Raw genomic sequence first — 24924 nt, 5'->3', positions numbered from 1 at the left:
CTACTAAAATATCACATTGAAACATCTGTTAAATTATGGTATAAAAGCCTGGTTGAATTTGAAAGGAGCACACAAAATGAAAATTGGGATTGTTGGTGATTTTAGTCCAGATTATTCATCACAGGTAGCTATTAACGATGCTCTCATGCATTCATCAAGGAAGTTAGGAATGTTTATCGAGTATGAGTGGATACCTACAGCTACAATAATGAATCAACTAGATTCCCTAATGGAAATCTATCAAGGTTATTGGATTGGACCTGGGTATCCTGATTCCATGGACGGGGTACTTCGTATCATTCAATTTGCACGCGAACATAATTTGCCTTTGTTAGGGACATGCGGTGGATTTCAATACATGATTATGGAATATGTAAGAAACAAAATGATGCTGAAAAATGTGGGGCACGAAGAACGAGATCCCCAGGCAATTCAATTAGTTATTAGTAAGTTAACATGTTCATTAGTCGGCCAAAAAGGTGAGGTGTTTATAAAGAAACCTTCGAGAAGCTTTGGTATGTATCAAGTCGAAAATGTGATTGAACAATTCAGATGTAACTATGGACTTAATGCGGAATATAAGAAACAAATCCATGAAGCCGGATTAAGAATAGTCGGAACAGATTCCGTTGGTAACCCAAGGATTATTGAACTACCTGAGCATAAGTTCTTCATCGGCACACTATTTGTTCCCCAATTAAGTTCCACTACCGATTCAACACACTGCATTGTTGACTCTTTTATTACTACTCTAATAAGTTCATCAGAGGATTAAACAGAAGCAGGGGGATGAAGATGGATTGAGATTTCAGCGATTAGCGGCTATGTTATGAGCACTCGAGGAATACGATTATCTAAAGATATTCGGACATTCGGTAATTTGGTAAGAGATGCGATTAAGTGAAAAACAGAGACCATCATTTCAAAAAAATTATCCTCCCCTTTGAGTGATCCACATAAACCACGACGTAGTAATTAGTAGTATAACGCCGGAGGTTCGTATCAAGTTTAAAAATGAGAACCATAAATGGGCTAAAAGATTCAAAAGCCGCGACAAGCATGCTTTAGAAGAAGCAATCGATGCTTTTGGTCCGAGCGTTCAAGCACTCGTTAGGCGCGTGTTATCCGGTGCTGGCAGCGCTGAGGACGTGGAAGAGTGCGTGAGCGACGTTTTTTTGGCGGCGTGGCATAGCATTGAAAGCTACGAGGAAAGTCGTGCCTCATTTCGGACATGGTTACTTGTGTTATCCAAATACAAGGCACTGGACCTGAGCCGTAAACTTCTGCGTCCCGGTGCTGAACTCATGATGCTTCGGGACGTGGAGTCGACGATACAAACTCAGTATTCCGCTGAACAACATGCTCTTTCTCGCGAATCGGCCAGGGAGTTGATCGAATTTGTCAAAATGATGGGCGAGCCGGACCGCAGTTTGTTTTGGCGAAGGTACTTCTATTACGAAAGCCTCGATGAACTGGCAATGATGTTCGGCCTTACTAAGAAAGCGATTGAAAGCCGACTCTATCGGTGCCGAACGGCGCTTAAGCAGGCACTAGGGCTGGCGGATGCTGAGAAAAGGGGGATCAATCATGGAAGATGAGGAAAAGATCATGTTTGAGTTGTTCGACCAACTCGATGCGGAACGTGCAGACCGGGAACTACTTGAATCGTTGGAGGACAAATCCCAACTTTTATCCGTGGGGGATGCCGCCTCCATCTTGCGCATTAAGGCTCGCACTCTCTCAAGAGTACAATTAGAAAAGGTCGATATGTCCCTTTCTCCCGCTGTCCACTCGCCCCGACGCCGACGCATTGCCGTAGTTGCATCCTTAGCTGCCGCTTTACTTATTGCGGTTGGAGCAGGCTCCACACCTTCCGTGGAAGCCGAACTGAAAAAGGTCCTTCAATTCCTCCCCGGCTTTGGTACGGTTCAGGAAGGAGATCTCTCACAACTGACATTCGTGTTGGAAAAGCCTTACGTGCAGGAGATCGGTGGCGGAAAGCTGACCATTGACGGTATCGCATTGCAGTCGAAACTCGCGACGATTACGCTCCGCGGAGTACAGACGGCAGAGGTAAAGGAATTCAAAGCCGAAATTAACGGTCGAACGTATACATTTACTTCTTCGATGCGTTCCTCCTCTTCTGGAGACTGGTACGGCGATTACATCTCTGCAAGTGGCACGAATGTACCTGTTGCTGACGAGATCTCGTTGTATATCAACGGTACAACCATTGGTCCTTTAAAGCTGGTTCCGCCGAAAACCGCCGCCGACCTAGAGCATCTCGGCTCAAGCGCAGTGCAGCAGGACGTAAAGGTTACAGCATTTCCAACCAGACTCGAGGAGGGGGTTGTCCGCGTTCAACTGATTTCAAAGCTTCCGCAGCCAAGTCTTATTGTTCACTCGTACGGGGTATCTCCGAATGTGACGGATACGGGCTTGTACGTCGAGGATGCAAACGAAACGAAAGCTGAGCTAATTAAGCCAGAGCCATTAACGTATCCGTCCGATTTTCAATTTTATGAAATACCTAATAGCGGTTTGCTGCAGTATACGGTTGTCGTCCCTTACATCGAAGTGTCCGATAGGGAGGCGATCTCCAAAGAAGTATCGATACCTCTGCCGGACGTTGGTGATGAACGTACCATAGACGTTCCGGCTGAAGTGAGTGGCTTCCCTGTACACTTTACCCGCATGAAGCGTACTGGTGAAACAACCGTCGAACTTGACGTTGATGTACAGTTCGATCTGTCGAAGCCGAGGACGTTATTGTACTTTATGATTCGTTATCTAGGTTCGAATGTTAACAATTCATTTAGTTGGGAGAACGTCAATAAGAGTAATACCGTCATGAAGACGCTCCACCTTGAAACAATGCCTGGCCAAACGTCGCTTCGATTTTCACTGGCGGAGCCACATTTTTTGATTAAAGGACCATGGAAACTACCTCTAAACTTAGATTAAGTGGGCTTATTTTTAGGACGGATACATCAGCTACAAAGAACTTTTTCGCGATTATACCGTTAGATGTTAATTTTAAGGCGTAATTCCGCCATCATAGCCTCAGCTTGCTGTGGATCTTCATTCAGCAGCTTCCTATATGTCAGCATCCAATTCAGCGTTACAAGCATATGATCGTACTCGTCCTTCTTGCGCTCGATCTCATGGATCTTTTGAAGAATCCATTCGATTACTTCTTGGTTGGTCCGTGCGTTCGTATCATGATCCTGCAAAATCGTCTTTAGTTCAGCTAACGAGCAGCCGATGCCTTGAAATTTCTTAATCAGCTTTAACCGATCAATGGCTTCGTCTGAGTAGTTGCGGTAATTATTCTTCTCTCGCTGAATATGCCTGCTGTCAAGTAAGCCTTCCTTCTCATAAAAACGAATGGTGTGGGGGGTTAAACCCATTAAGTCTGCTAATTCCTGAATTTTCATATAAAATTATGCCTCCAAACGCTTGCCTTAGAGTTCACTTCATAGTTTAGACTGGAGTCATATCTTCGTCAAATGCTTAAGGAGGTTATAAAGATTATGCGTATATTTGTAACAGGTGCAGCAGGCTATATTGGAACAGCTGTTGTCCGCGAGCTCATTGGCGCGGGACATCAGGTAGTAGGTCTGACCCGTTCAGAGAGCGGTGCTCACGTATTAGAAGGCTTGGGAGCTGAGGCGGTTCGCGGTGTTTTAGAGGATCTGGATTTACTGCGCAGCAGCGCAGCTGCTTCCGACGGTGTAATTCATCTGGCATTTAACCACGATTTCACTAATTTCGCCGCATCACTAGCAACGGATCTTGCCGCCATAAAAACGATGGGAGAGGGGCTTGCGGGCTCTGGTAAACCGCTTGTTATCACGGCTCATGCGAATGGCCAAGCATCGGAGGATGCAGCACTTGCTTTGATAGATCAAGGCGTGAGAGCATCGATCGTCTCGCTTGCACCTTCCGTTCATGGTGAAGGGGATAAAGGCTTCGTGCCGCAACTCATCCGGATCGCCCGGGAAAGAGGCTCTTCGGCTTACATTGGAGACGGCACCAATCGTTGGCCAGCAATTCATCGCTTGGATGCGGCAGTTTTATTCCGCCTTGCTGTAGAATCTGCGCCTGCAGGCTCACGACTGGATGGCGTGGACGACGAAGGCATTCCGTTTAGAGACATTGCCGAAGTCATCGGTCGGCACCTTGGTGTGCCGGTAGTCAGCATCCCGCGTGAAGAGACGCAAGCGATTTTCGGCTTTCTAGGCATGGTCGCGTCGCTTGACTTAGCGAGATCGAGCGATGGGACGAAGGAACTGCTAGGCTGGAAGCCTGTCCAGCATGGACTTCTCGCGGACCTGGAACAAGGACATTATTTTACAAAATAGCGTTAGATTCCAATCAGTCATTTTTGACATGTACATACAACTTGTTGTGGCGTTCACATATATTTAGAGTGCCTGCAGGACAAACCTTTCGTGTTAATTTTTTCATTTCATTGGCTGCTGTGTTCTTGGAGAGAAAATAATGCTAGCCTAACTTGTACGTACAAGATATAATGAGAATAGTAAACATGGATATGTAATGTGCAGCAACACAAGGGCATCGTATTCATCAAGGAGCCAGGCAGATATGCAGTGGGTCAGTGTTGAAGAATATGCTCTGATCTTTATATAGGGGATGGAGGAATAACAATGAGTTTTGATGTGACACAAGCAATTCAAGAAGGTAAAACTTCCCTCGGTATTGAGTTCGGTTCTACAAGAATCAAGGCCGTGCTGATCGATGAGAACCACGCGCCGATTGCCTCCGGTAGCCATGATTGGGAAAATAGTTATGTGAATCAAGTGTGGACCTATAGCTTGGAGGATATCTGGAAGGGCTTACAAGACAGCTATCGGAAAATGGCTCTCGATGTGAAGCAGCGCTACGGTGTTACTTTGCAAACGATTGGCTCCATCGGAATCAGCGGCATGATGCATGGTTATATGGCGTTTGATAAGAACGGTGAGCTGCTGGTGCCGTTCCGCACTTGGAGGAACAATATCACGGAGCAAGCCTCGAAAGTACTGACCGAATTGTTTCAATACCACATTCCACAGCGTTGGAGTATCGCTCACTTGTATCAAGCGATTTTGAATCAAGAAGAGCATATCGGTGTGATTGATTTCCAGACCACGCTCGCAGGTTATATTCATTGGAAGCTTACCGGTCAAAAGGTGCTTGGTGTAGGCGAAGCGTCCGGTGTGTTCCCGATTGATCTGACGACGAAAGGTTATCATACTAAAATGTTGGGGCAATTTAATGAATTACTTGCAGATCGTAACCTGCCGTGGAAGCTTGAAGATATTTTACCTAAAGTACTCACTGCCGGTGAAAGCGGAAGCATCCTTACAGAGGATGGAGCTAAACTGCTGGATCCGACTGGAGAACTGCAAGCCGGTATTCCGCTTTGTCCGCCTGAGGGTGATGCAGGTACAGGGATGGTGGCAACGAACAGTGTGGCTCAGCGCACAGGTAACGTATCCGCAGGAACATCCGTTTTTGCTATGATCGTTTTGGAGAAAGAGCTGTCTAAACTGTACACCGAGATCGATTTGGTCACGACCCCAACGGGCAGCTTGGTGGCTATGGCTCATTCGAACAACTGCTCCTCCGACCTGAATGCATGGGTAGGTTTGTTTGATGAGTTTGCTCAGGTAATGGGTCTGAACGTGGACAAAAATCAATTATACGGCACCCTGTATAACATGGCTCTTCAAGGAGACCCGGATTGCGGGGGCTTACTGGCGTACGGATACCTCTCAGGTGAGCATATGACCCATTTTGAAGAAGGGCGTCCTTTGTTTGTTCGTTCGTCGGACAGCAAATTCAACCTGTCGAATTTTATTCGGGTCCACTTGTTCACTGCACTCGGTGCGCTTAAAATCGGCATGGACATTTTGCTGAAGCAAGAGTCTGTGAAGTTGGAGGAAATCCTGGGTCACGGGGGCTTTTTCAAAACGGAAGGTGTTGGGCAGAAAATCATGGCTGCTGCACTCCAAGTTCCCGTTTCCGTTATGGAAACCGCTGGAGAAGGCGGAGCATGGGGCATTGCTTTGTTAGCATCCTATATGATTAATAAGGCGGAAGGCCAGACGTTAGAAGATTACTTAAGCCAGCGCGTATTTGCAACGCAAGCGGTTAAGACATTGGCTCCTGATGCCAAAGACGTAGCAGGGTTCGAAGCGTTCATGCAGAGGTATGTGAAAGGGCTGGCGATCGAAAGAGCGGCGGTAGAGAATCTACAATAAATTTTAGTGGAAAAAACGACTCCACCTTATCCTTTTTGGGGTAATGGTGAGTCGTTTTTGATTTTTAGCGGTGGTAGTAACTATCGCGATGGTAACTCACAAACTGGACACAACTTTGTCGATCAAGCCATACTCTTTTGCCTCAGCTGCAGTCAGATAGTAGTCGCGATCGAAATCCCGCTCGATTTTTTCGAGTGGATGTTTGGTTGTTTCCGAATAGATACGGGCTAACGTTTGTTTGGTTTTTAAAATATGCTGGGCACGAATCTGGATATCGCTTGCTTGCCCTTGTGTGCCGCCCCATGGCTGGTGAATCATAATTTCCGAATTCGGCAGAGCGAATCTTTTGCCAGGTGCACCAGCTGTAAGAAGGAGGGAACCCATGGATGCGGCCATGCCAACACATATTGTGGAGACATCTGGTTTAATAAACTGCATCGTATCATAGATGGCAAGACCCGCACTAGTCGAGCCACCAGGGGAGTTAATATAGAGCGAAATATCTTTCTCCGGGTCTTCCGCCGAAAGGAAGAGCAGCTGCGCGATGACAGCGTTGGCGACTTGATCATCAACGGCTGAGCCTAAGAAGACGATGCGGTCTTTTAACAATCGGGAGTAAATGTCGTAAGAACGCTCTCCGCGTCCGGACTGCTCAACAACCATTGGAATAAAACTCATGGTAATCATCCTTTCGCGCTAGCTTGTTTAAGCAGCGGCTTTGATTTGTAGGGAAGAACGGATCGTAGACACTTTTTGGCCAAAGCCCGAAGAAATAATGGTAAGTGGAATCGGTTGGCCGGCTGGAGTCGAATATAGATTCCTGCTAATTACGACGGCTTCAGCTTCTTGTGCAGGGCTTCTATGCTGCTGCCTGTGAATGTCGAGTGAAATAACCTTGGAATCCGTTGCAGGGGCGTTCACCGGTGATGCTTGAAGTGGCTGCTCCCAAATGACAGTAGGTAAAGAATCTCTAGATGCATCGCTCTTGTGTTGATTATCTTCCATAGTTCATCCTCCTCATTCTTGGATCTTCGGATAGACGGCGGCAATAAGTTGATACATATGATCTCCTTGTGCGGAACAGCCATAGCGCTCGACTAACTGTTGGACCAACTTTGAGTACTCTTCTACAAAAGCTGCCCGCTTGCTCTCGTCCGGAAGATGGACTTGCAGCTGCAAAGAGGCGCTAGGTACGGTTTCCTCGGCATCGGATCTTTCCATGAGCAGGAGTGCGTCCTTCTTCAAGCGGTCCGATGTAGTGATCAGATGGGCCAGAGACCCTTGATCCTTCAGCTTTTGCACCGTCTCCGGCTTCATGCTTAAAGATTCGGCAAGCACAAAAGATTTCGCGATAGAGCGGTACAGCACTTCGACCAGATTGCGCACTTGGCGGGTTCCTACTTTGCGAACGAGACCGGCTTTCACAAGTGCTTTCAGATGATAGTTCACACGCTGAGCAGTGTCTCCAATCTGCCTTGCTACTTCCGCTGCGGAAGCGGGTGCGGTAAGTTGAGCTAATATCTCGCCGCGGAGCGGGTTCAGCAGAACCATGGCTTGCTCGGGCAGCTCGATGTAATACGATTCTTGAATGTCCTGTTCCATGGAGAGTGCCTCCATTACAAATTATATGTTACGTAAAAATATTTTATTACGTGGAGGGTGGAATGTCAAATGGCTTTTTGCCTTGGAGAGTGCCTCCATTACAAATTATATGTTACGTAAAAATATTTTATTACGTGGAGGGTGGAATGTCAAATGGCTTTTTGCCTTGGAGAGTGCCTCCATTACAAATTATATTTTACGTAAAAATTTTTTATTACATTGATGCTGGAATGTCAAATAGCCTTTTGCCCAACACAAGCCTGCAGCTGCTAAATGGAGGTTTTTATGCTATTAATAGATCTTCTTTTTTGATACTTCACACAGAAATATAACTCCTTTGACATTTTTATACAGCTGTGCTATAGTCAGTGGGACAAGGCAAGGCCGGTAGCGGCTGTGCTTGTAGATTGAGTAGAGACAGGTAAGTTAGAATGAGCGGAGCCGAGAGCTTTTATTTGCGTTGCCCCTATTAGCGACCTATCCCGTTCTTTCCCCTGTTCCTCTAGCATAAGGAGGAAACGCTTTGAAATCACCGTTTATGTCCATTCAACAGCCCCAAATCCATTACTATTCTCCGTCCGAAGGCATGACGATTAAACGCAGAATCGAGTTCCTGAACGTCGATGAAGCGACCCAACCAATTCTAAAAGCCATTGATACGAATAAAGGCGCGCTTTTCACGAGCCGTTATGAATACCCCGGGCGCTATTCACGCTGGGATATTGGATTCATTAACCCACCGATCGAGATTCGCTCGTCCGGAAAGGTTTTTACGGTAACGGCGCTTAATGAGCGCGGGTCTATTTTGTTGCAATATCTAGAGCGTTCATTGTCGGTCATGAAAGATGCCGACGTAACGCGAGACGGCGACATCATTACGGGCCGGATAATTGCCGGCGGATCGGTCGTATATGAAGAGCAAAGGACGCAACAGACATCGCTGTTCTCCGTCATGCGCGTGATTAAGGAATCCTTCTACTCCGAAGAAGATTCCCATCTTGGGCTTTATGGCGCGTTCGCTTACGATTTGATTTTTCAATTCGAGCCGATCGAGTTGAAACATGCGCGCAATGGCGAGCAGCCGGACATGGTGCTATACTTACCAGATGAATTGACCGTTGTGGACCATCAGATGACGTGCGCGTATCGGATTGCTTACGATTTTGTGTTCGATGGGCAGACGACTGAGTCGTTGCCGTGCACGGGACAACCGACGGTTCGCAATATTAGCGATGAAACGGCAATCCAACCGTTCCGTGAAGGGATGTACGCGAAGCTCGTGGACGAAGCGATCAAAGCATTCAAGGTTGGAGATTTGTTCGAGGTCGTGCCGTCGCATACGTTGCAAGAGCGCTGCACGGAGGCCGCTTCGGATATTTTCTTGAAATTAACGGAAATCAATCCAAGCCCTTATTGTTTCATCGTCAATCTTGGCAATGAATATTTGGTCGGAACGTCGCCGGAAATGTATGTTCGCGTAGAAGGGAATCGGGTCGAGACGTGCCCGATCTCGGGCACGATTAAGCGCGGCGCGTCCGCTATCGAGGATTCCGAGCAGATTCGCACGCTGCTTAATTCGACGAAGGACGAAGCGGAGCTTACGATGTGCACCGACGTCGACCGCAACGACAAGTCCAGAATCTGTATCCCCGGCTCCGTCGAAGTCATCGGCAGGCGTCAGCTTGAGATTTACTCGCATCTGATTCATACGGTCGACCATGTCGAAGGTACGATGGATCCTCAATTCGATTCACTAGACGCGTTCATGACTCACATGTGGGCGGTAACGATTACCGGTGCGCCTAAGCGAGCGGCCGTTACATGGATTGAGAATCACGAGGATTCGCCGCGCAAATGGTATGGCGGCGCAGTCGGTTACTACGCCTTTAACGGCAACTTAAATACGGGCTTGACGCTCCGAACGATCCGAATCCAAGACAGCATTGCCGAAATTCGGGTCGGTGCTACCTTACTCTACGATTCAATTCCCGAGGAGGAGGAGCAGGAAACGCTTGTGAAGGCAGCGGCGCTTATCGACGTGATTCGCGGCAAACGCAAGGCGCTTAGCCGGACGCTTGAGTCGGTCGAGCAGGTAGGTAGAGGGAAGAAAATTCTACTCGTTGACCACGAGGATTCGTTCGTCCATACGCTGGCGAGCTATTTCCGTCAATGCGGCGCCCAGGTGCATACGCTGCGATCGCCGATAGCGCGCGAAATGCTGGCTTCGGGCGAACGCTTCGATATGGTTGTGTTGTCCCCGGGACCGGGCAAGCCGGAGCAGTTCCGCTTGGATCAGACGATCGAGCTGTGCTTGCGGCACGAAATGCCGATATTCGGCGTTTGCTTAGGCCTTCAAGGCATCGTCGAATACTTTGGCGGGTGTCTAGGCGTACTTGGCTACCCACAGCACGGCAAACCGGCGAACGTTCGTGTCGTGCACGATAGCCTGCTGTGGAAGGAGCTTCCGGGAAGCTTCCAAGTAGGGCGTTACCATTCGCTTTACGTTTCCGAAATGCCGGATTGCCTGCATGTAACGGCGGAGACGGAGGCTGACCGCGTCGTGATGGCGATCGAGCATAAGGAATTGCCGATAACAGCGGTCCAATTCCATCCGGAATCGATTCTGACGTTCGACAAAGGTGCAGGAATGACGATGATCAGCAACGTGCTGGCGCAGTTGTCGGCCGTGCCGCAGTAATGTACTCGGCCGTCATGGGTAACCCTACCTGTGACGGTTTATTTTTATCGTAACGGAGGCTTGTAAGGGACTATGTCTGAACTTCGGCAGGAAGCGCCAATCTATATTCGGTTCGATCTCACAAACGAAGGGGAACCACTGCGGTTCGCCGATCCGGTAATCGTACTGCAAGCCGATCGGCTTGAACGAGTCAACCAGGTGATGGATGACGTACAGCAATACCTCGATCGTGGCTATTATGCGGCAGGGTATATTTCGTATGAAGCCGCGCCCGCATTCGATCCGTCTCTGACTGTGAAGCAAGGAAACCGGATGCCGTTGTGCTGGTTCGGCATATTCGAAGCGGCATGCGACGAAGGTGATAGCAGCGGCGATTGCCCCGCAATGCAGGGCGATCGGGAGGTGGGATACCGGGTAACGGCGTGGCAGGAGGATACAAGCCAGTTGGATTATGAGAGCAAAATCGGCGCGATCAAAGATTTCATTGGCGCCGGCGCAACCTATCAGGTGAACTATACGATCCGCATGCACGCGCAATTCGAAGGCGACGATTATGCATATTACCTTCATCTTCTTGAGAGGCAGCAAGCTACATATAGCGCTTATTTGAACATGGGCAAGTATCGGGTGTTGTCATTGTCGCCAGAGTTGTTCGTCCGAATGGACGGTAATCGGCTGGAGACGCGTCCGATGAAAGGGACGATCGGAAGAGGCGACTCGGCCGAGACGGACAGCCGGAATAAGGAGGCACTCGCGCAATCGCAGAAAGACAGGGCGGAGAACGTCATGATCGTGGATTTGCTGCGAAGCGATCTCGGACGCATCTCGAAGATGGGGAGCGTGCGGGTGGATTTGCTGTTCGCGATCGAAACGTATAATACCGTCTTCCAGATGACGTCGACGATTTCGGCAGAGACGCCGTCGCGTTTATCGATGCGTGAGGTCATGCAGGCCGTATTCCCGTGCGGTTCGGTTACGGGGGCGCCTAAGCGGAGCACCATGGAAATTATCGAGCAACTCGAAAGCTCGCCGAGAGAAGTTTATTGCGGCGCATTAGGATACATGACGCCTCATGGCAAGGGCGTGTTCAACGTGCCGATTCGCACGGCATGGCTCGATAGCGAGACGGGGTGGGCTGAATTCGGAGTTGGGGGTGGTGTTACGTGGGACTCAACGTCGGACGGAGAATACGAAGAAGTGCAAGTTAAAGCGAAATTCATAAAAAAATAAAAATTGACAACAAATAATTGATCTGTATATACTAATTTCCAGAAATAGTATAACTATATTATCCTTGGATATTAAGGGTTTTATCGGTTTGGAATCTAACGAGCTTAGGTTCGAATAAGCTATTTTGCCTTCGATGCGTAGACGTACGCACATTGTATGCAAATGGCTTATTAATCTAATCTTATCATGTGAACAGCGTGTTCCACTATTTCAACTCGTTTGCGCAAACGATTGCACGAAGCAAAACACTAACCAGTTTTAAGGCGTGACGGATGGAGGCTAATTGTATTAATGCTAATAAATCCTTATACATAATGGCATGGCCGATACTTTTAGAATTGCTTTTCTTCCGGTTAATGGGCACCGTCGATACGTTGATGTTAAGCCGGTACGCTGATAACGCCGCGGCGGCGGTAGGGTTCTCGAATCAGATCCTATTGATGGTAACGGTGATGTTCAATAGTGTTGCTATTGGAGCCGGCACACTCATATCCCAATTCATCGGGAGAAACGATAAGGACAAGATTGGGGAAGTTACGGTTTCAATGTTGGTGATAAATGCGGCATTCGGCTTGTTCGTCAGCGTGCTCCTCATTGCGTTCTCGAACTCGCTACTGGCGGGTCTGCAGCTTCCGCAAGGGTTAAGGGAAGATGCCGACAGCTACCTGAGCATTGTCGGGGGCGCCGCATTGTTGCAAGCGTTGCTGATCGCCGCTTCTTGCGTCGTCAGGAGCATGGGTTTTACCCGATACTCGATGTACGTGAATGTAGGCATTAACGTCTTTCATGCGATCGTCAACGCGTTTCTGATCTATGGACTCTGGTTTTTTCCCGAGCTTGGCGTAGAGGGATCGGCTATCTCTACCGTCATTAGCCGAGGTTTGGGTCTGGTTGCGCTGCTCTTCCTGGTGGGTAAGCTCCAGGGCGGACTCGCTTGGCGAGCGATTTTTCGTTACAAGCGGACGATCTATAAGGTCATGAAGCTGGGCAGTACAGTGGCGGGAGAGTCGCTCTCCATCTATATCTCGCAAATGGTCATCACCGTATTCATTGCCATGCTCGGGGCGGAAGCGTTGTCGGCAAAAGTGTATGTGCAAAATTTGACCACGTTCATCTCGCTGTTCGCCAGTGCATCGGGCCAAGCGCTTCAGATCATGGTCGGCCATCTCGTTGGCCAAAGCGATTCGCGCGCGGCGTACCGAACGGCGCTGACGGGATTTCGGAATGCCGCGCTTGTATCGGCATCGGTATCGTTAGCGGTATGGTTGTTTGGTAAATCGATTTTGGGGATGTATACGGACGATTCGGGTCTAGTGTCGTTATGCCGCGCCATGCTGGTCATAACCGTGCTGATGGAAGTCGGAAGAGCGTTTAATTTGACCGTATCCAGCTCGCTGCGCGGCGCAGGCGACATCCGGTACACATCCTTGATCTGCATCTTCTTCGTCTGGTTCGTCAGTGTGCCATTATCGTATATGCTAGGCATACATTGGGGGTACGGTATCCTAGGCATTTGGGCGGCCCTTGCGCTCGATGAATGGCTGCGCGGCCTGCTAATGCTGAGAAGATGGAAGGCAAGAAAATGGGAGACCAAGTCTCTTGCCGCATAAATATTTCGGAAACCAAAAGGGGACAGCGCAAGGTATGAATAAAGCTTGGTGGAAAGAAAGCGTCGTCTATCAAATCTATCCTCGCAGCTTCGCGGACAGCAACAAAGACGGCATCGGCGATTTGGCAGGCATCGTCTCGAAACTCGATTACTTGAAGGACTTGGGGATTGACATCATCTGGATTTGCCCGGTCTTCGAATCTCCCAATAAGGATAATGGCTATGACATCAGCGATTATTTGGCCATCATGAAGGAATTTGGCACGATGGAAGATATGGAGCTATTGATCGAAGAGGCGCATGCGCGAGACATTAGAGTCATCCTCGATTTTGTATTGAACCATACGTCGGATCAGCATCCATGGTTCATTGAATCGCGTGCTTCGAAGGACAATCGCTACCGGGACTATTTCATTTGGAGAGAGGGCCAGTCGGGCAAGGAACCATCGAACTGGAAGTCGATCTTCGGTGGGGCGGCTTGGACGCACAACGCGAATACGGAAGACTATTATTTTCACTTGTTCCTAATGGAGCAGCCCGATCTGAACTGGGAGAACGAATCGCTCCGTCATGAAGTATATGCGGTCATGAGGTGGTGGCTCGACAAAGGCATCGACGGATTCAGATTGGACGCGCTGTCGCATATCAAGAAAAACCAGTCATTTCCTGACGTGGAGGGAGAAAGCGACGAGGCGTATCAGCGTGCCTCCCATTATTACAGCAACCAGCCTGGGTTGCACGAATATTTGCGGGAGATGAAAGCAAACGTAATTGACCGGTACGATATCGTCACAATAGCGGAAACTAACGGCGTATCTCATGAAGACGCCATTCATTACGTCCACGAGACGGAAGGCAACCTGAATAGTTCAGAACATCCTCTCTCCAATAACCCTTGTCGCCCCAATCCTTCATTAATTTGGCATAGTCCTCGAAGACGGAATCAAAGATCGGGCTGTACGCCGTATACTTCTCATCATACGATTTACCATAGAATAGCGGGAACAAACCTGTACTTACCGGAAGCTCCAACGCGTCCGTGCGCGTATTCACATACCCGCCGATCGTGGTTACGTTCGTTCCGTTGGAATCCCAAGGAATAACTCCGGGCTTGTTGTCCTTCACGCCTTGTAAATACTTGCCTAGTGCATCAAAATCCTTGATCGGTTCGTTGATGCCGAATTCCTTCGCCCAATCTCCCCGATACAAAAATCCGTGATTCACCCACTGTGTGTAATGATCCTCAGGAATCAACATGATCTGATTATTGTATTTGGTTTCGGCCCAATCCTCAGGCGGAACCTCTTTATAGGTTAACGGGGCGTATTGCGGCAGTAATTTGTCCAACGGCATAAAAGCGCCTTTTTGAGAGTTTTGCCAAGTATCTAACCAGTCCGTCGCAACAGTAATCAAATCCAGAGGTTCCCCGGAGGCTAGCAGGAGATTGTATTTGGTCTGCCAATCTGCCCACTCCACCCACTTTACTTCCAGATTTGCATTCGCTTTCTGCTTCAAGAGCGCATTAACTTTCTCCATCACCTTCTCGAACTGGCCGTTTTTCGGTTTATCTCCAAGCATGACGTAGGAAATGGTTTGAAACTCGCTGGTCGAGCTTTTTCCTGCATCAGATGCAGCCGGTTGGCCTGAGTCATTGTTCGTATTATTACTATCCGTTCCACCTGTTGAACTGCTGCAAGCTGCAAGATTTGCGGTTAGTATGACTGCAATGGATACCCCCAACATTTTGCCAATGAACTTTTTCATAAAATCTCTTTGCCTCCCTTATCATGTTCATCTATGTGCGAAGATGCGGACTAAGGCACCGCACCTGTATCGCCTGACATTCATACTAGCTAACCTTTCACCGCTCCTACGGTTATCCCTTGGATAAAGAAGCGTTGAACCAAAGGATAGAACAAGATGACCGGTCCGGTCGCCACGACCGCTGTAGCCATTTTCATCGATTCGAGCGGCATATCCCGCGGTTGGATGTTGGATGATACCGAAGAATTTTTGATAAAATCGGCGCTGGTCACCACGTTGTACAAAAATAGCTGCAGCGGACGGTATTTCATGTCCGGAGACAGGAACAGCATCGAATTGTACCATTCATTCCAATAGCCTAAGGCAATGAACAAACCGATTGTGGCTAGTGCCGGCGTTGTCATGGGCAGAATCAACTTGGCAAAGATGTTGAAATCCCCTGCCCCATCGATTTTAGCTGACTCTGTAATCGCGTGCGGTATTGATTTGACAAAGCTTTTCATCATAATGATCAGAAACGGACTCATGAGTCCCGGCAGCAATACAGCCAAATAATTATCCTTGAGATGCAGCCACTGAGTCATAATCAAGTAGAAGGGAACGACCCCGCCTTGAAACAACGTTGTGAAGTAAATAAAAAACGAGATCCGATTGCGATATGGAAAATCAGGACGCTGCAGCGAGTAGCCAGTCATCGCCACGATAAATAATCCAATAGCTGTCCCGACAATGGTAATGCCTAAAGTAACCGCATAAGAACCGACGATCATCTGAGGATTCTCGAATACGATTTTATACGCGAATACGCTGAAGTCTTTCGGCCATAGATTATATCCATGCAGTGTAATGGACTTCTCGGCTGTAAAAGACGTTCCCAATACAAGTAAAAAAGGCAGTACGCAACCAAGAGCAAACAATCCTATCGTGATATAACCAACTGTTCGAACCAGGGAGGAAGAGAAATCCTTGCCCCGATGCTTACCTATAGCAGTTTCCATCCTGTTCCCCCTTAAAAGAGTGTGTTCTCCGGAGATACTTAAAGGCGATAACCGCTCCGAGCTCGAAGCCGGCAAGTCGGGTGTCGATCAGCATCATACCCAGACCTTCCTGGGCGAACGTCAAAAGATGGATAAACTTCAGCCGGGCTCCGATCTGCAGTTCTTTCCATTTGCGGCTACACGCAATAACTTGATCTCCATGTCGATTACTCACGGGGGAACATCCATCGGAGCGCATAGTAAACATGCGGAACGTGCATTGATGGTGTATGATTTACTTCGCCAGGATCCGGAAATCTATCACCTTTTCAACTATGGTTTGGAAGGCGTTCAATATGTGGTGAAAGACGGCAAACGTTATCGTCCGGATGGCTATGATGTTCAGCGTGATGATTTTTACTCTGATTTCTGGGGAGGACGTATCGATAAGAACGAAATTCCGGATGGGAACGATTGGAGCGGCAAGGCGGATCTGTATGCCTCCTATGATAAAATCAAAAAGCCGTATCCTTACGGAAGATTCGTATTTGATAAAGCGCCAGTAGAAAATGAGTTGACTGCCATTACACAAGTTGTTGGTCAAATGGCACCGGCCATTGCATACGGCAAAGCAGGCGATCCTGTAAAAGCGGTGAATGAATTCCGTGATAAGCTAAAGGCCGCAGGTCATGATAAAGTGATGGCGGAGCTGCAGAAGCAGCTCGACAACTTTAAGAAAATGGTTGAATCCAGTAAATAAACTAGCAAGCTCCCATAAAGGAAGGGGATTAACATCGATTAATTCCCTTTCTTTTTTGGCTTCATGGCTCGAAGCTATGAGGGGGTGTCTGCTATAATCAATAGTAGCTATAAGGGATCATGCAAACGAAAGAAACGGAAAGGACTGCCTTTCATGAAGATACCTGCACGTTTGTTCGCTTCAATGTTGACTTTAGGTCTGGTGATCGGCTGTCAGTCTAGCCCCATAAACAATCAAAATGAAGTGAAGTCACATGCGGATACCAAAGAAGTCACGATAACTTGGCTGCATCATTTTGACGAAGAAGGTGCCCGTAGGTGGTTGGAACAGGGAACGGCCATGTACACCAAACTTCATCCTGAAGTCAATTTTCATTTGGTAGGTGTCGATGGAGGCAACTACATGAACCTGCTGCGTACGCGAGTTGTCGCTGACAATATGCCGGACTTATATATGATTGATACGATTTCCTCTTCTCTCGATATTATCGACAAAGGATATGCAGCGGATGTAAGCGATCAGCCCTTTATTCATAAGATCCAAGAGAAATATCTTAATGGAGTGAAAACGTCCGACGGGAAGATCTGGGCCATGCCTATTGATGTGAATGGAGTCGGGGTTATTTATAACAAGGATGTGTTTGCTAAAGCAGGCATAACTAAGGTCCCGGCTACGTGGGCGGAGTTTATTCAAGTTTGTCAGCAGTTACGGAAGGTAGGTGTAACCCCTATCGCTGCGGGATTCAAAGATCAATGGACACTGTTTACTGATATTGCACCTGATCTATTGGCAAACGAAACATTATAATTACCAGCTTGTTCTAAATAAAGATGATGGCACGGACCAGTTTAAACAGGACGCGACTTTTTATAGAGTGCAAGGGCTAGCAGACTCATCCAAGGTCTCTTATCATTCCTATAACTTCCCAACCTATTACATCCGGCACTTTAATTACAAACTACGAATTGATCCGATTGCAACTACAACGGATAAACAGGATGCAACCTTTATCGAGCATTAATTGGTGAAATCGAAAAGCATGATTTGATAATTGGGGGGCTACATAGGCTCCCCTTTTGAAAGGAGTTATCTTGAAATGCTAGTAGGTCAAATAAATTTGAAGAAAATGTATATGGTCCTTCTTGCCACGTTCCTGTTAACCCTGATGGTACCCTTTCACGCTTTTGCGGATTCCATCGAATTTCATAATAAACTGATTGAGCGTAGAGCGGACCCATTTATTTATAAACATACTGACGGCTATTATTATTTCATGGCATCAGTTCCAGAGTATGATCGGCTAGAGCTTCGTAAATCGAGAACGATTACTGGAATTAAAGAAGCCGCTCCCCAAGTGATATGGACCAAGCCTGCAACCGGTGAACGAAACGGCTGGATTTGGGCGCCTGAAATTCATTTTATTGACGGAAAATGGTATGTCTATTACTCGGCCTCACCGAGTAGCGATCTGGCAGGAGGACAACGCATTTACGTGCTTGAGAATGCTTCCGCAGATCCGACAACCGGTTCGTGGGTGGACAAAGGAAGACTGATGCCGGATCTCAATGAATTCCATATAGATGGCACTTATTTTGAAAATAACGGGCAAAAATACTTCGCTTGGTCCGGAGTAGGGACTAACGGTAATTCTATTTATATGGCTTCCATGAGCAATGCATGGACAGTTAGCAGCTCAAGAGTGTTGTTGACAGAACCAACCCTTTCCTGGGAACGGGTAAGCAGTGCGGTGAATGAAGGCCCCGAATTTATTAAACGAAATGGCAAGGTTTTTTTAACGTACTCCTCCGATTATTGTGATGCGAATTATAAAATGGGAATTTTGTCTGCGCCGGATACCGCCAACTTGTTAGATCGCGCTTCCTGGACAAAATCTTCTCAACCGATATTTAGTTCCAATCCGCAAGGGAATGTGTTCGGTCCGGGTCATCACAGTTTTACGAGGTCGCCGGATGATACTCAAGATGTTATCGTTTATCATGCCATTGACAGCAGTAGCGGAGGCTGTGATGCTAGTCGGAGCGTACGAGCGCAGACATTCTCCTGGAATAGTGACGGGTCCCCCAATCTGAGCATTCCCGTTTCAGAAGGCACGGTGATGCCCCCTCCATCGGGCGAGAACCGCTTTGAGGCTGAGTATGCGGACTCAATTGCAGGCTTGGCTACCGTCATGAGCTATTCTCAAGCCTCCAATGGCAAAGATGTCGGTTATTTGAATAACTCCTCGAGCTATATTCAATTTAATCAAGTGAAAGTCCCAGCAGCAGGAACCTATACGCTAACTATCCGTTATGGTAACGGCAGCGGCAAGACCTCTACCCATGCGTTGTCAATCAACGGGGGTGCCCCTATTACCGTTAGTTATCCAAACCTTGGCTCTTGGGGGACATTTGGAACCGTTAAAGTCAATGTGGATTTAAAAGCGGGAACGAATACTTTGAAGCTGGCTTATTACAGCAGTTATGCAGAAGTAGACTATGTCCAAGTGGATGTACCTAGTTATGAAGCGGAGGACGCAACCGTTAACCATGCTACGGTATTGAATGAGTCTGGTGCTTCCGGCAATAGAAAAGTGGGATACGTCGATTATTCAGACAGCTATGTTGAGTTTACTGTGAATGTGCCTTCAGCCAAAACTTACACACTTGCTGCCAGATATACGAATGGTTCGGGAACTGCCGCCACGCAAAACGTTACGATCAATGGAAGCGCTGGCTATATCATGGATTATCCCAATTACAATGAAAGCTGGCTTACCTACCGAATGACTTCTATTGATGTTGTCCTGAATCAAGGCGTGAATACCATACGTTTTGCGAAAGGAACGAGTTATGCAGAGCTGGACTCCATTACACTTGTTCCAACAGTTGCATCCGGTTCTGTCATGAAGCTAATCAATCAGAGCAGCGGTAAAGTAGCGGATGTTGCCAATGCATCAACAAATGATGGGGCGGATGTACGACAATGGTCCGATTTAAACAATAATGCTCAAAAATTCAGATTTGATAGTGCTGGAAGTGGGTACTACAAAATAACGAATGTAGGAAGCGGTAAAGTGTTAGATGTTCAAAATGCATCAACAGCAGACGGTGCGAATGTATGGCAGTGGTCTGACCTGGGGAATGATGCGCAGAAATGGCGTTTGGTTTACGTAGGTCTTGGCAGCTACAAGCTCATCTCAAAGAACAGCGGAAAAGCACTGGATCTTGCCAATGCCGATCCTAATAATGGAGCCGATATTCGTCAGTGGAGCGACAACGGCAACAAGGCACAGGTGTGGGTTCTGGAATTAATACCATAGGCTTTAGGATAAGCGAAATTATGATGATCATGTGCTCTGCTTCGTTCATTCTGCGAAGCAGAGCTTTTTGAATCATTGGTGCGAAGCTTCTTACTTTTGTTATATATTTTAAAGTTTTGTTCAATGTAATGAATTGGAAAAATCGATATAATGACGAAGATATGAATTGTAAGCGCTTAAAAATGGGGAGGTGAAGGAGGGGGGACAAGGGGTTAGCAGTAAGTAGCTTCTTAATGAGGAGGTAATGATCTACATGGGGCTGTTTAAAAAGTCAAGTACTGCCATGCTTTCTTTATTCATTACACTTTCCGGCAGTCAGGCGGCCGGGGTGTTTTCAATTCCTGCATACGCTTCAGAAACAACTCCTATTACCATTGATATGAGCCATACGTATCAAACAATCGATAATTTTGGAGCATCGGATGCCTGGTCTATGGATCCCATTGGCGAGAACTGGTCTGAAGAGAATAAGGAGAAAGTAGCGGATCTATTATTCTCAACCGATAAAGGAATTGGCTTATCCGCATGGCGCTTTAATATTGGTGCAGGTTCATCCGAAACGGATCAGTTGATCATATCCAACCCATGGAGAAGAGCAGAAGCTTTCAAGCAGACGGAAACTTCGCCTTACGATTGGACGAAGCAAGCTGGTCAGCAATGGTTTCTTCGGGCAGCCAAGGCTCGAGGCGTCGGCACGTTGATTGGTTTTGTTAACAGTCCTCCTGTATGGATGACGAAGAACGGCCATGCACAGCCGGACTCTAGCGTTGGATCTACCAATCTTAAGCCAGATTATGTAGATGACTTCGCAGCTTATCTAGCCGATGTAACGAAACACTTTGATGAGCAGGGCCTTCATTTTGACTACATAAGCCCTATTAATGAGCCTGTTTGGACATGGGATGGAGCGGGTCAGGAAGGGAATCGTTATAATAACAGCGATATCAAAAGTGTAGTAAATGCACTCTATGCTGCACTTAGCGATCATGGACTTACGACAAAAATCAGTGCCCCGGAAGGCGTTGAAATCACTTCGCTGCTGAATGACGAATTCTATCAGAAGTTCACGGCTACGCTTACTAGCTCCCAAGATAATCCCACACAGTACTCAGGCGGAGCGAATTCCATGGGCGTAGGCAAATATCGGGAATACATCAAGGATATGCTGAGTGACCCGGCCTTCGCAGCAAAAATAGACAATATGATCGGTTCGCATTCTTACTGGTCTGATTTTGCAAGTGCGGAGCAGGGAGACCGATTGGGATATTTGCACGATTTGTTATGGCAAAATCTCATGGAAGTAAACCCTGCCGCTCGTTATTGGATGACAGAATACTGCATCTTGGGGGATGGCGGCGATGTTCACGGAAGCGGACGAGACCTAGGGATTGATCCTGCTTTGTATATGGCGAGGACCATTCATTATGACTTAGTCAAGGCGAATGCTTCTGCATGGCAATGGTGGACTGCTGTATCCAAAGAGGATTACAAGGACGGTCTCATTTATACTGACTACAAATTCCCCGGCGATAAGCAGACGATTTATGAGTCAAAGATGCTGTGGGGATTGGGGAATTATAGTAAATTTATTCGTCCAGGTGCCAAACGTGTTGATCTTCAAGGTCTAGCAGATAACGATCCGACGGGTCTTATGGGCTCGGCATACGTTAACGAGGCAGACAACAAACTGACCAATGTCTATGTGAATTATTCGAACGAACCTCAATCTGTATCGATACAGGTTACTCATGTACCTAGTGGTTATCAGATATTCGGGCTAACACCTTATGTAACTTCATCAACGGAAAGCTTAGCCGAACAGCCCTTAATCACTCCGGATGACCAAGGTGTCTTCACGTATATCATTCCTGCCCGATCGATCGTTACGCTGAGTGGCGATTACTATCCAACGGATCAAGCTCCTGCACCAACTGAGCTGACCTCGTTGACATCTCTGAATAAAGCAGCAGAAGTGAAATTTGCTAAAGCGTCCGGTGCAGATCGCTATAAGATTACTTATGGCACCAATCCTAATAATTTGGATCAAAGCGTGATCGTAACGGCAACCGATTATACGTTGCAAGGACTCACGAACAACAGCACATATTATGTACGTGTATCAGCTATGAATGATTTTGGGGAGAGTGAAGCCTCTCCAGCACAGTCTGTTACTCCGGAATTGAAGCCACCGGCGAGCATTAAGGCGAAAGCTTTGGACGGGGGATTCAAATAACCTTCGCGGGAGACACGAACGTTCCAGCATATCAAGTACACTGGGGAACGGAAAGTGGCAACTACAGCCATTTCGTAATGGCTGAACGGATTGGAAGTAGCGATGAATACTCAGCTATTGTAAATGGCTTATCTAATGGAACGGTCTACTACGCTGCCGTGACCGCTCAAGATGGAGCGGATGTAAGCTCGTTATCGGAGGAAGTCAACGTAACACCAATCGTTGAAGCTCCCTCAAAATTGATTGTTATACCAGGGAATGGGAGCGCGCACGTGGAGTTTCCTGAGGTGCCTGGCATACAGGCATACAAGCTGACTTATCAACAAATTCCCGATGGAACCGAAGTTTCCGTTTCTTTGACGACGAACCACACAACGGTTGAGAATCTGACAAATGGCAGTACCTATCAATTCCAAGTTTCTTCTCAAGGCGCAGGCGGTGGGGGAGAACCCACTTTGCCGGTTCAAACCGTTCCTTCGGATGATCATGTCATTTGGGAAGATTCATTTGAAGCGGCAGATCTCTCCGATTATAACCAGGATGTCAGCACATGGGTAGAGGAAGGTGGCTTATTGAAGCATAGCTCCGGTGGTGATAACCGAGGCGAATTATCGGTGAAACATGCTTCAATTATTAACGGAACCATTACGGCTATAGCTAAGCATGCCACGACAGCATCCGACTGGGGAATCGTATTTCGCGGAACCGATTATAATCATGCGTACTCATTTGGTTTTGAGAATGACGCCTTGTATCTGCGCAAAAATGGCGAGAATTTAGCTGGAACGATTCCTTTTACCGCGGAGACTAATGGCATTTACGAATTACAGGTTGTACTAAACGGTAGTCATATTCAAGCTTATTTGGATGGTGACTTGAAGTTTGATGTCATGGATCACACATACACGAGTGGTATGCTGGGGCTGCATAGTTGGGCTGATGCGCAGTTTGCGTATATCCAAGCAAGTCATCCTGATGCGGCTTTGGAAGCTCCGCAAATCTATTCGGCTATAGCTGGTGAGCGCCAGATTACGTTGAAATTCTCTGAAGTCGATGGCGCCACTTCTTACAAAGTGAAGTATGGAACTCAGAGTGGAGTTTATACGGAAGAAATGGAGAGTTCGGCTGGGGCAGTCACCATTCAAGGTCTCGAAAATGATCTGCGCTACTATTTTAAAGTGGTGGCTTCTAACGGATCGGATGAGACTGAGTCCGATGAGGTGAACGCAGTCCCTCGTGCCAATAGCCAGTCGCAGCTTCTCTATTATGTAGATGCGGGAGACGGCAGTGTCACTGTTCCTGAAGAGGGAGAAAATCTGGGGATCTATAATGGTTTAGAAGATCAAGCCTACGGAGACGATCCTGTGACAGGGATGAAGTGGGGCTATGTAGCTGACGATGATTCGACTTGGGCGAAGACGGATGATACCGATGCATTTGGAACAATCAGGCAATATGATGCCAATGAAACAGGCAAAGGTTTAGCCTATGTGTTTACACTGCCGAACGGAACATACAAGGTAAGCGTCGGATTCTATGATCCTTGGCAGGACAATAACCGAAGCATGGACCTGGTTATTAATGGGGCGACCAAAGAATCTAATTATGTCATTGGCGACAAAATAGAAGTCAAATCATACGGCGATATTGCGGTTACCGGTGGGGAGCTTACTCTGAAGATTGTGAAAAGAGGCTCTTCCAAACCAATGCTTAGCTGGATCAAAATTGAAAATAATCCCGATCCTGCACCAACGCTTACCTGGTCTGGGGTGACCAGTGTGCAATCTGGCCAAGACTTTGAAGCGACGCTGAGATTAAACACGGTGACGAACAATGTCTATGCACAGGATATGACGTTACAATTCGATCCAGAGAAGGTTGAATTTGTTTCTGCGGAAGCAATGAAACCCGGATTGACCATCGTTGGTCAATTGGAAACACCGGGCAAAGTTCGTTTCTTGACGGCAGACCTCCAGCCGGATTCATTCTCGGATGCCTCCTTAGATCTGATCAAGCTGAAACTGAAGGCAAAGGAAGCGGACGAAACCCAAACCAGCAGCTTATCTCTAAGCGATGTTGTATTTGCAGATGGAAATGGCGCTGAAACTTCAATCGGTAGTCCCAGTCCATGGAACTTCGACATCGTATTCGTCGATATGACCGGGTTACCGGGCGATGTGAATGGAGATCGCACAGTCCGCATTGGGGATCTTGCTATGGTAGCATCTCATTATGGTCTAACTTCCGCGGACCCTGACTGGAATGAGTTCAAGAACGGGGATATCAATCATGATGGCAGAATTGATATTGAAGATCTAACTGCGATAGCCAGATTAATTATTGGCGAATAAGGAAAGAAGGGCTGTACCTTTAAGAAAGTAATCGGATTATCCGTTCAAGAATTCCGTAAAGGTCCAGGCAAATACAACTCCAATTGGATTTAAGTAAACAAAGAGAGACCAT

At 47.4% G+C, this 24924-nt stretch carries 20 protein-coding genes and 1 pseudogene; 15 read left to right on the top strand and 6 right to left on the bottom strand.

What is annotated here, in order from left to right:
• The first annotated feature begins 76 nt into the window (after nt 1-76).
• The 3 genes from L0M14_RS16865 to L0M14_RS16855 all read left to right on the top strand — a co-directional run bounded on the left by L0M14_RS16865 (nt 77) and on the right by L0M14_RS16855 (nt 2964).
• On the top strand, nt 77-775 hold the full coding sequence (locus L0M14_RS16865; RefSeq protein ID WP_235117835.1) for a CTP synthase C-terminal region-related (seleno)protein: 699 nt from the start codon (nt 77-79) through the stop codon (nt 773-775).
• 172 nt (nt 776-947) lie between these two features.
• Entirely contained in the window at nt 948-1598 is a 651-nt protein-coding gene (locus tag L0M14_RS16860) for a sigma-70 family RNA polymerase sigma factor (protein WP_311198721.1), read from the top strand.
• On the top strand, nt 1588-2964 hold the full coding sequence (locus tag L0M14_RS16855; protein ID WP_235117833.1) for a hypothetical protein: 1377 nt from the start codon (nt 1588-1590) through the stop codon (nt 2962-2964). The genes L0M14_RS16860 and L0M14_RS16855 overlap by 11 nt, the downstream gene beginning before the upstream one ends.
• 59 nt (nt 2965-3023) lie before the next feature.
• Here L0M14_RS16855 and L0M14_RS16850 read toward each other — a convergent pair whose 3' ends face one another.
• Nucleotides 3024-3437 (bottom strand): MerR family transcriptional regulator, encoded by a 414-nt coding sequence (locus L0M14_RS16850; RefSeq protein ID WP_235117832.1) that lies wholly within the window; start codon nt 3435-3437, stop codon nt 3024-3026.
• A gap of 96 nt (nt 3438-3533) precedes the next feature.
• On the opposite strand from L0M14_RS16850, the gene L0M14_RS16845 reads away from it, so the two are divergent.
• Together L0M14_RS16845 and L0M14_RS16840 are read left to right on the top strand one after the other, a co-directional pair.
• Nucleotides 3534-4364: an SDR family oxidoreductase gene (locus tag L0M14_RS16845; RefSeq protein WP_235117831.1), complete on the top strand. Its 831-nt coding sequence runs from the start codon at nt 3534-3536 to the stop codon at nt 4362-4364.
• Nucleotides 4365-4670: 306 nt separating this feature from the next.
• Nucleotides 4671-6269, top strand: a complete 1599-nt coding sequence (locus L0M14_RS16840; RefSeq protein ID WP_235117830.1) for a xylulokinase — start codon at nt 4671-4673, stop codon at nt 6267-6269.
• Between the two features lie 96 nt (nt 6270-6365).
• Here the strand turns inward: L0M14_RS16840 and clpP are convergent, their stop codons facing one another.
• The 3 genes from clpP to L0M14_RS16825 are packed head-to-tail and all read right to left on the bottom strand — an operon-like array spanning nt 6366 to nt 7871.
• Complete coding sequence (gene clpP, locus L0M14_RS16835; RefSeq protein ID WP_235117829.1) at nt 6366-6947, bottom strand: ATP-dependent Clp endopeptidase proteolytic subunit ClpP; 582 nt, start codon at nt 6945-6947, stop codon at nt 6366-6368.
• 27 nt (nt 6948-6974) lie between these two features.
• Nucleotides 6975-7274, bottom strand: coding sequence for a hypothetical protein (locus L0M14_RS16830; RefSeq protein ID WP_235117828.1), 300 nt, complete (start codon nt 7272-7274; stop codon nt 6975-6977).
• Between the two features lie 12 nt (nt 7275-7286).
• Nucleotides 7287-7871, bottom strand: a complete 585-nt coding sequence (locus L0M14_RS16825; protein ID WP_235117827.1) for a winged helix-turn-helix domain-containing protein — start codon at nt 7869-7871, stop codon at nt 7287-7289.
• Nucleotides 7872-8394: 523 nt separating this feature from the next.
• Here L0M14_RS16825 and L0M14_RS16820 point away from each other — a divergent pair.
• The 4 genes and pseudogenes from L0M14_RS16820 to L0M14_RS16805 form a co-directional block, all read left to right on the top strand.
• Nucleotides 8395-10569 carry an anthranilate synthase component I gene (locus L0M14_RS16820; RefSeq protein ID WP_235117826.1) on the top strand — a complete coding sequence of 725 codons (2175 nt, stop codon included), beginning with the start codon at nt 8395-8397 and terminating at the stop codon, nt 10567-10569.
• 72 nt (nt 10570-10641) lie between these two features.
• Nucleotides 10642-11799, top strand: coding sequence for an aminodeoxychorismate synthase component I (pabB, locus tag L0M14_RS16815; RefSeq protein WP_235117825.1), 1158 nt, complete (start codon nt 10642-10644; stop codon nt 11797-11799).
• A gap of 272 nt (nt 11800-12071) precedes the next feature.
• Nucleotides 12072-13409, top strand: coding sequence for an MATE family efflux transporter (locus L0M14_RS16810; protein ID WP_235117824.1), 1338 nt, complete (start codon nt 12072-12074; stop codon nt 13407-13409).
• A 34-nt stretch (nt 13410-13443) separates the two neighbouring features.
• Nucleotides 13444-14211, top strand: a pseudogene (locus L0M14_RS16805) (alpha-amylase family glycosyl hydrolase); the annotation flags it as partial.
• Nucleotide 14212: 1 nt separating this feature from the next.
• Here the strand turns inward: L0M14_RS16805 and L0M14_RS32355 are convergent.
• Both L0M14_RS32355 and L0M14_RS16795 read right to left on the bottom strand, forming a co-directional pair.
• Nucleotides 14213-15172: an ABC transporter substrate-binding protein gene (locus tag L0M14_RS32355; RefSeq protein WP_450091467.1), complete on the bottom strand. Its 960-nt coding sequence runs from the start codon at nt 15170-15172 to the stop codon at nt 14213-14215.
• A gap of 89 nt (nt 15173-15261) precedes the next feature.
• Nucleotides 15262-16170, bottom strand: coding sequence for a carbohydrate ABC transporter permease (locus L0M14_RS16795; protein WP_235117823.1), 909 nt, complete (start codon nt 16168-16170; stop codon nt 15262-15264).
• Here L0M14_RS16795 and L0M14_RS16790 point away from each other — a divergent pair.
• The 6 genes from L0M14_RS16790 to L0M14_RS16770 all read left to right on the top strand — a co-directional run bounded on the left by L0M14_RS16790 (nt 16139) and on the right by L0M14_RS16770 (nt 24812).
• Nucleotides 16139-16909 carry a DUF3502 domain-containing protein gene (locus tag L0M14_RS16790; protein WP_311198720.1) on the top strand — a complete coding sequence of 257 codons (771 nt, stop codon included), beginning with the start codon at nt 16139-16141 and terminating at the stop codon, nt 16907-16909. The two genes, L0M14_RS16795 and L0M14_RS16790, sit on opposite strands and share 32 nt — an antisense overlap.
• 153 nt (nt 16910-17062) lie before the next feature.
• Nucleotides 17063-17716 (top strand): ABC transporter substrate-binding protein, encoded by a 654-nt coding sequence (locus L0M14_RS16785; protein ID WP_235117822.1) that lies wholly within the window; start codon nt 17063-17065, stop codon nt 17714-17716.
• Nucleotides 17682-17930: an AbfB domain-containing protein gene (locus L0M14_RS31995; protein ID WP_350340471.1), complete on the top strand. Its 249-nt coding sequence runs from the start codon at nt 17682-17684 to the stop codon at nt 17928-17930. Before L0M14_RS16785 ends, L0M14_RS31995 begins: the two co-directional genes overlap by 35 nt.
• A 75-nt stretch (nt 17931-18005) precedes the next feature.
• Nucleotides 18006-20228: a family 43 glycosylhydrolase gene (locus L0M14_RS16780; protein WP_235117821.1), complete on the top strand. Its 2223-nt coding sequence runs from the start codon at nt 18006-18008 to the stop codon at nt 20226-20228.
• A 253-nt stretch (nt 20229-20481) separates the two neighbouring features.
• The gene (locus L0M14_RS16775) at nt 20482-22461 is read left to right on the top strand and encodes a glycoside hydrolase (RefSeq protein WP_235117820.1); all 1980 of its coding nucleotides are present in this window, start codon (nt 20482-20484) and stop codon (nt 22459-22461) included.
• Between the two features lie 77 nt (nt 22462-22538).
• Complete coding sequence (locus L0M14_RS16770) at nt 22539-24812, top strand: fibronectin type III domain-containing protein (protein ID WP_235117819.1); 2274 nt, start codon at nt 22539-22541, stop codon at nt 24810-24812.
• Nucleotides 24813-24924: the final 112 nt, after the last annotated feature.

This window comes from Paenibacillus hexagrammi, from assembly GCF_021513275.1.
Taxonomy (GTDB): domain Bacteria; phylum Bacillota; class Bacilli; order Paenibacillales; family NBRC-103111; genus Paenibacillus_E; species Paenibacillus_E hexagrammi.
The sequence above is the reverse complement of the archived record's forward strand: the minus strand, read 5'-3'. Positions and strand labels throughout refer to the sequence as shown.

Excerpts from the sequence above, each read along its gene's own strand:
- L0M14_RS16865 (WP_235117835.1), top strand. The coding sequence starts at position 77 with ATGAAAATTGGGATTGTTGGTGATTTTAGTCCAGATTATTCATCACAG.
- L0M14_RS16855 (WP_235117833.1), top strand. The coding sequence starts at position 1,588 with ATGGAAGATGAGGAAAAGATCATGTTTGAGTTGTTCGACCAACTCGAT.
- L0M14_RS16850 (WP_235117832.1), bottom strand. The coding sequence starts at position 3,437 with ATGAAAATTCAGGAATTAGCAGACTTAATGGGTTTAACCCCCCACACC.
- L0M14_RS16845 (WP_235117831.1), top strand. The coding sequence starts at position 3,534 with ATGCGTATATTTGTAACAGGTGCAGCAGGCTATATTGGAACAGCTGTT.
- L0M14_RS16840 (WP_235117830.1), top strand. The coding sequence starts at position 4,671 with ATGAGTTTTGATGTGACACAAGCAATTCAAGAAGGTAAAACTTCCCTC.
- clpP (WP_235117829.1), bottom strand. The coding sequence starts at position 6,947 with ATGAGTTTTATTCCAATGGTTGTTGAGCAGTCCGGACGCGGAGAGCGT.
- L0M14_RS16830 (WP_235117828.1), bottom strand. The coding sequence starts at position 7,274 with ATGGAAGATAATCAACACAAGAGCGATGCATCTAGAGATTCTTTACCT.
- L0M14_RS16825 (WP_235117827.1), bottom strand. The coding sequence starts at position 7,871 with ATGGAACAGGACATTCAAGAATCGTATTACATCGAGCTGCCCGAGCAA.
- pabB (WP_235117825.1), top strand. The coding sequence starts at position 10,642 with ATGTCTGAACTTCGGCAGGAAGCGCCAATCTATATTCGGTTCGATCTC.
- L0M14_RS16810 (WP_235117824.1), top strand. The coding sequence starts at position 12,072 with ATGGAGGCTAATTGTATTAATGCTAATAAATCCTTATACATAATGGCA.
- L0M14_RS32355 (WP_450091467.1), bottom strand. The coding sequence starts at position 15,172 with ATGAAAAAGTTCATTGGCAAAATGTTGGGGGTATCCATTGCAGTCATA.
- L0M14_RS16795 (WP_235117823.1), bottom strand. The coding sequence starts at position 16,170 with ATGGAAACTGCTATAGGTAAGCATCGGGGCAAGGATTTCTCTTCCTCC.
- L0M14_RS16785 (WP_235117822.1), top strand. The coding sequence starts at position 17,063 with ATGAAGATACCTGCACGTTTGTTCGCTTCAATGTTGACTTTAGGTCTG.
- L0M14_RS16780 (WP_235117821.1), top strand. The coding sequence starts at position 18,006 with ATGCTAGTAGGTCAAATAAATTTGAAGAAAATGTATATGGTCCTTCTT.
- L0M14_RS16775 (WP_235117820.1), top strand. The coding sequence starts at position 20,482 with ATGGGGCTGTTTAAAAAGTCAAGTACTGCCATGCTTTCTTTATTCATT.
- L0M14_RS16770 (WP_235117819.1), top strand. The coding sequence starts at position 22,539 with ATGGCTGAACGGATTGGAAGTAGCGATGAATACTCAGCTATTGTAAAT.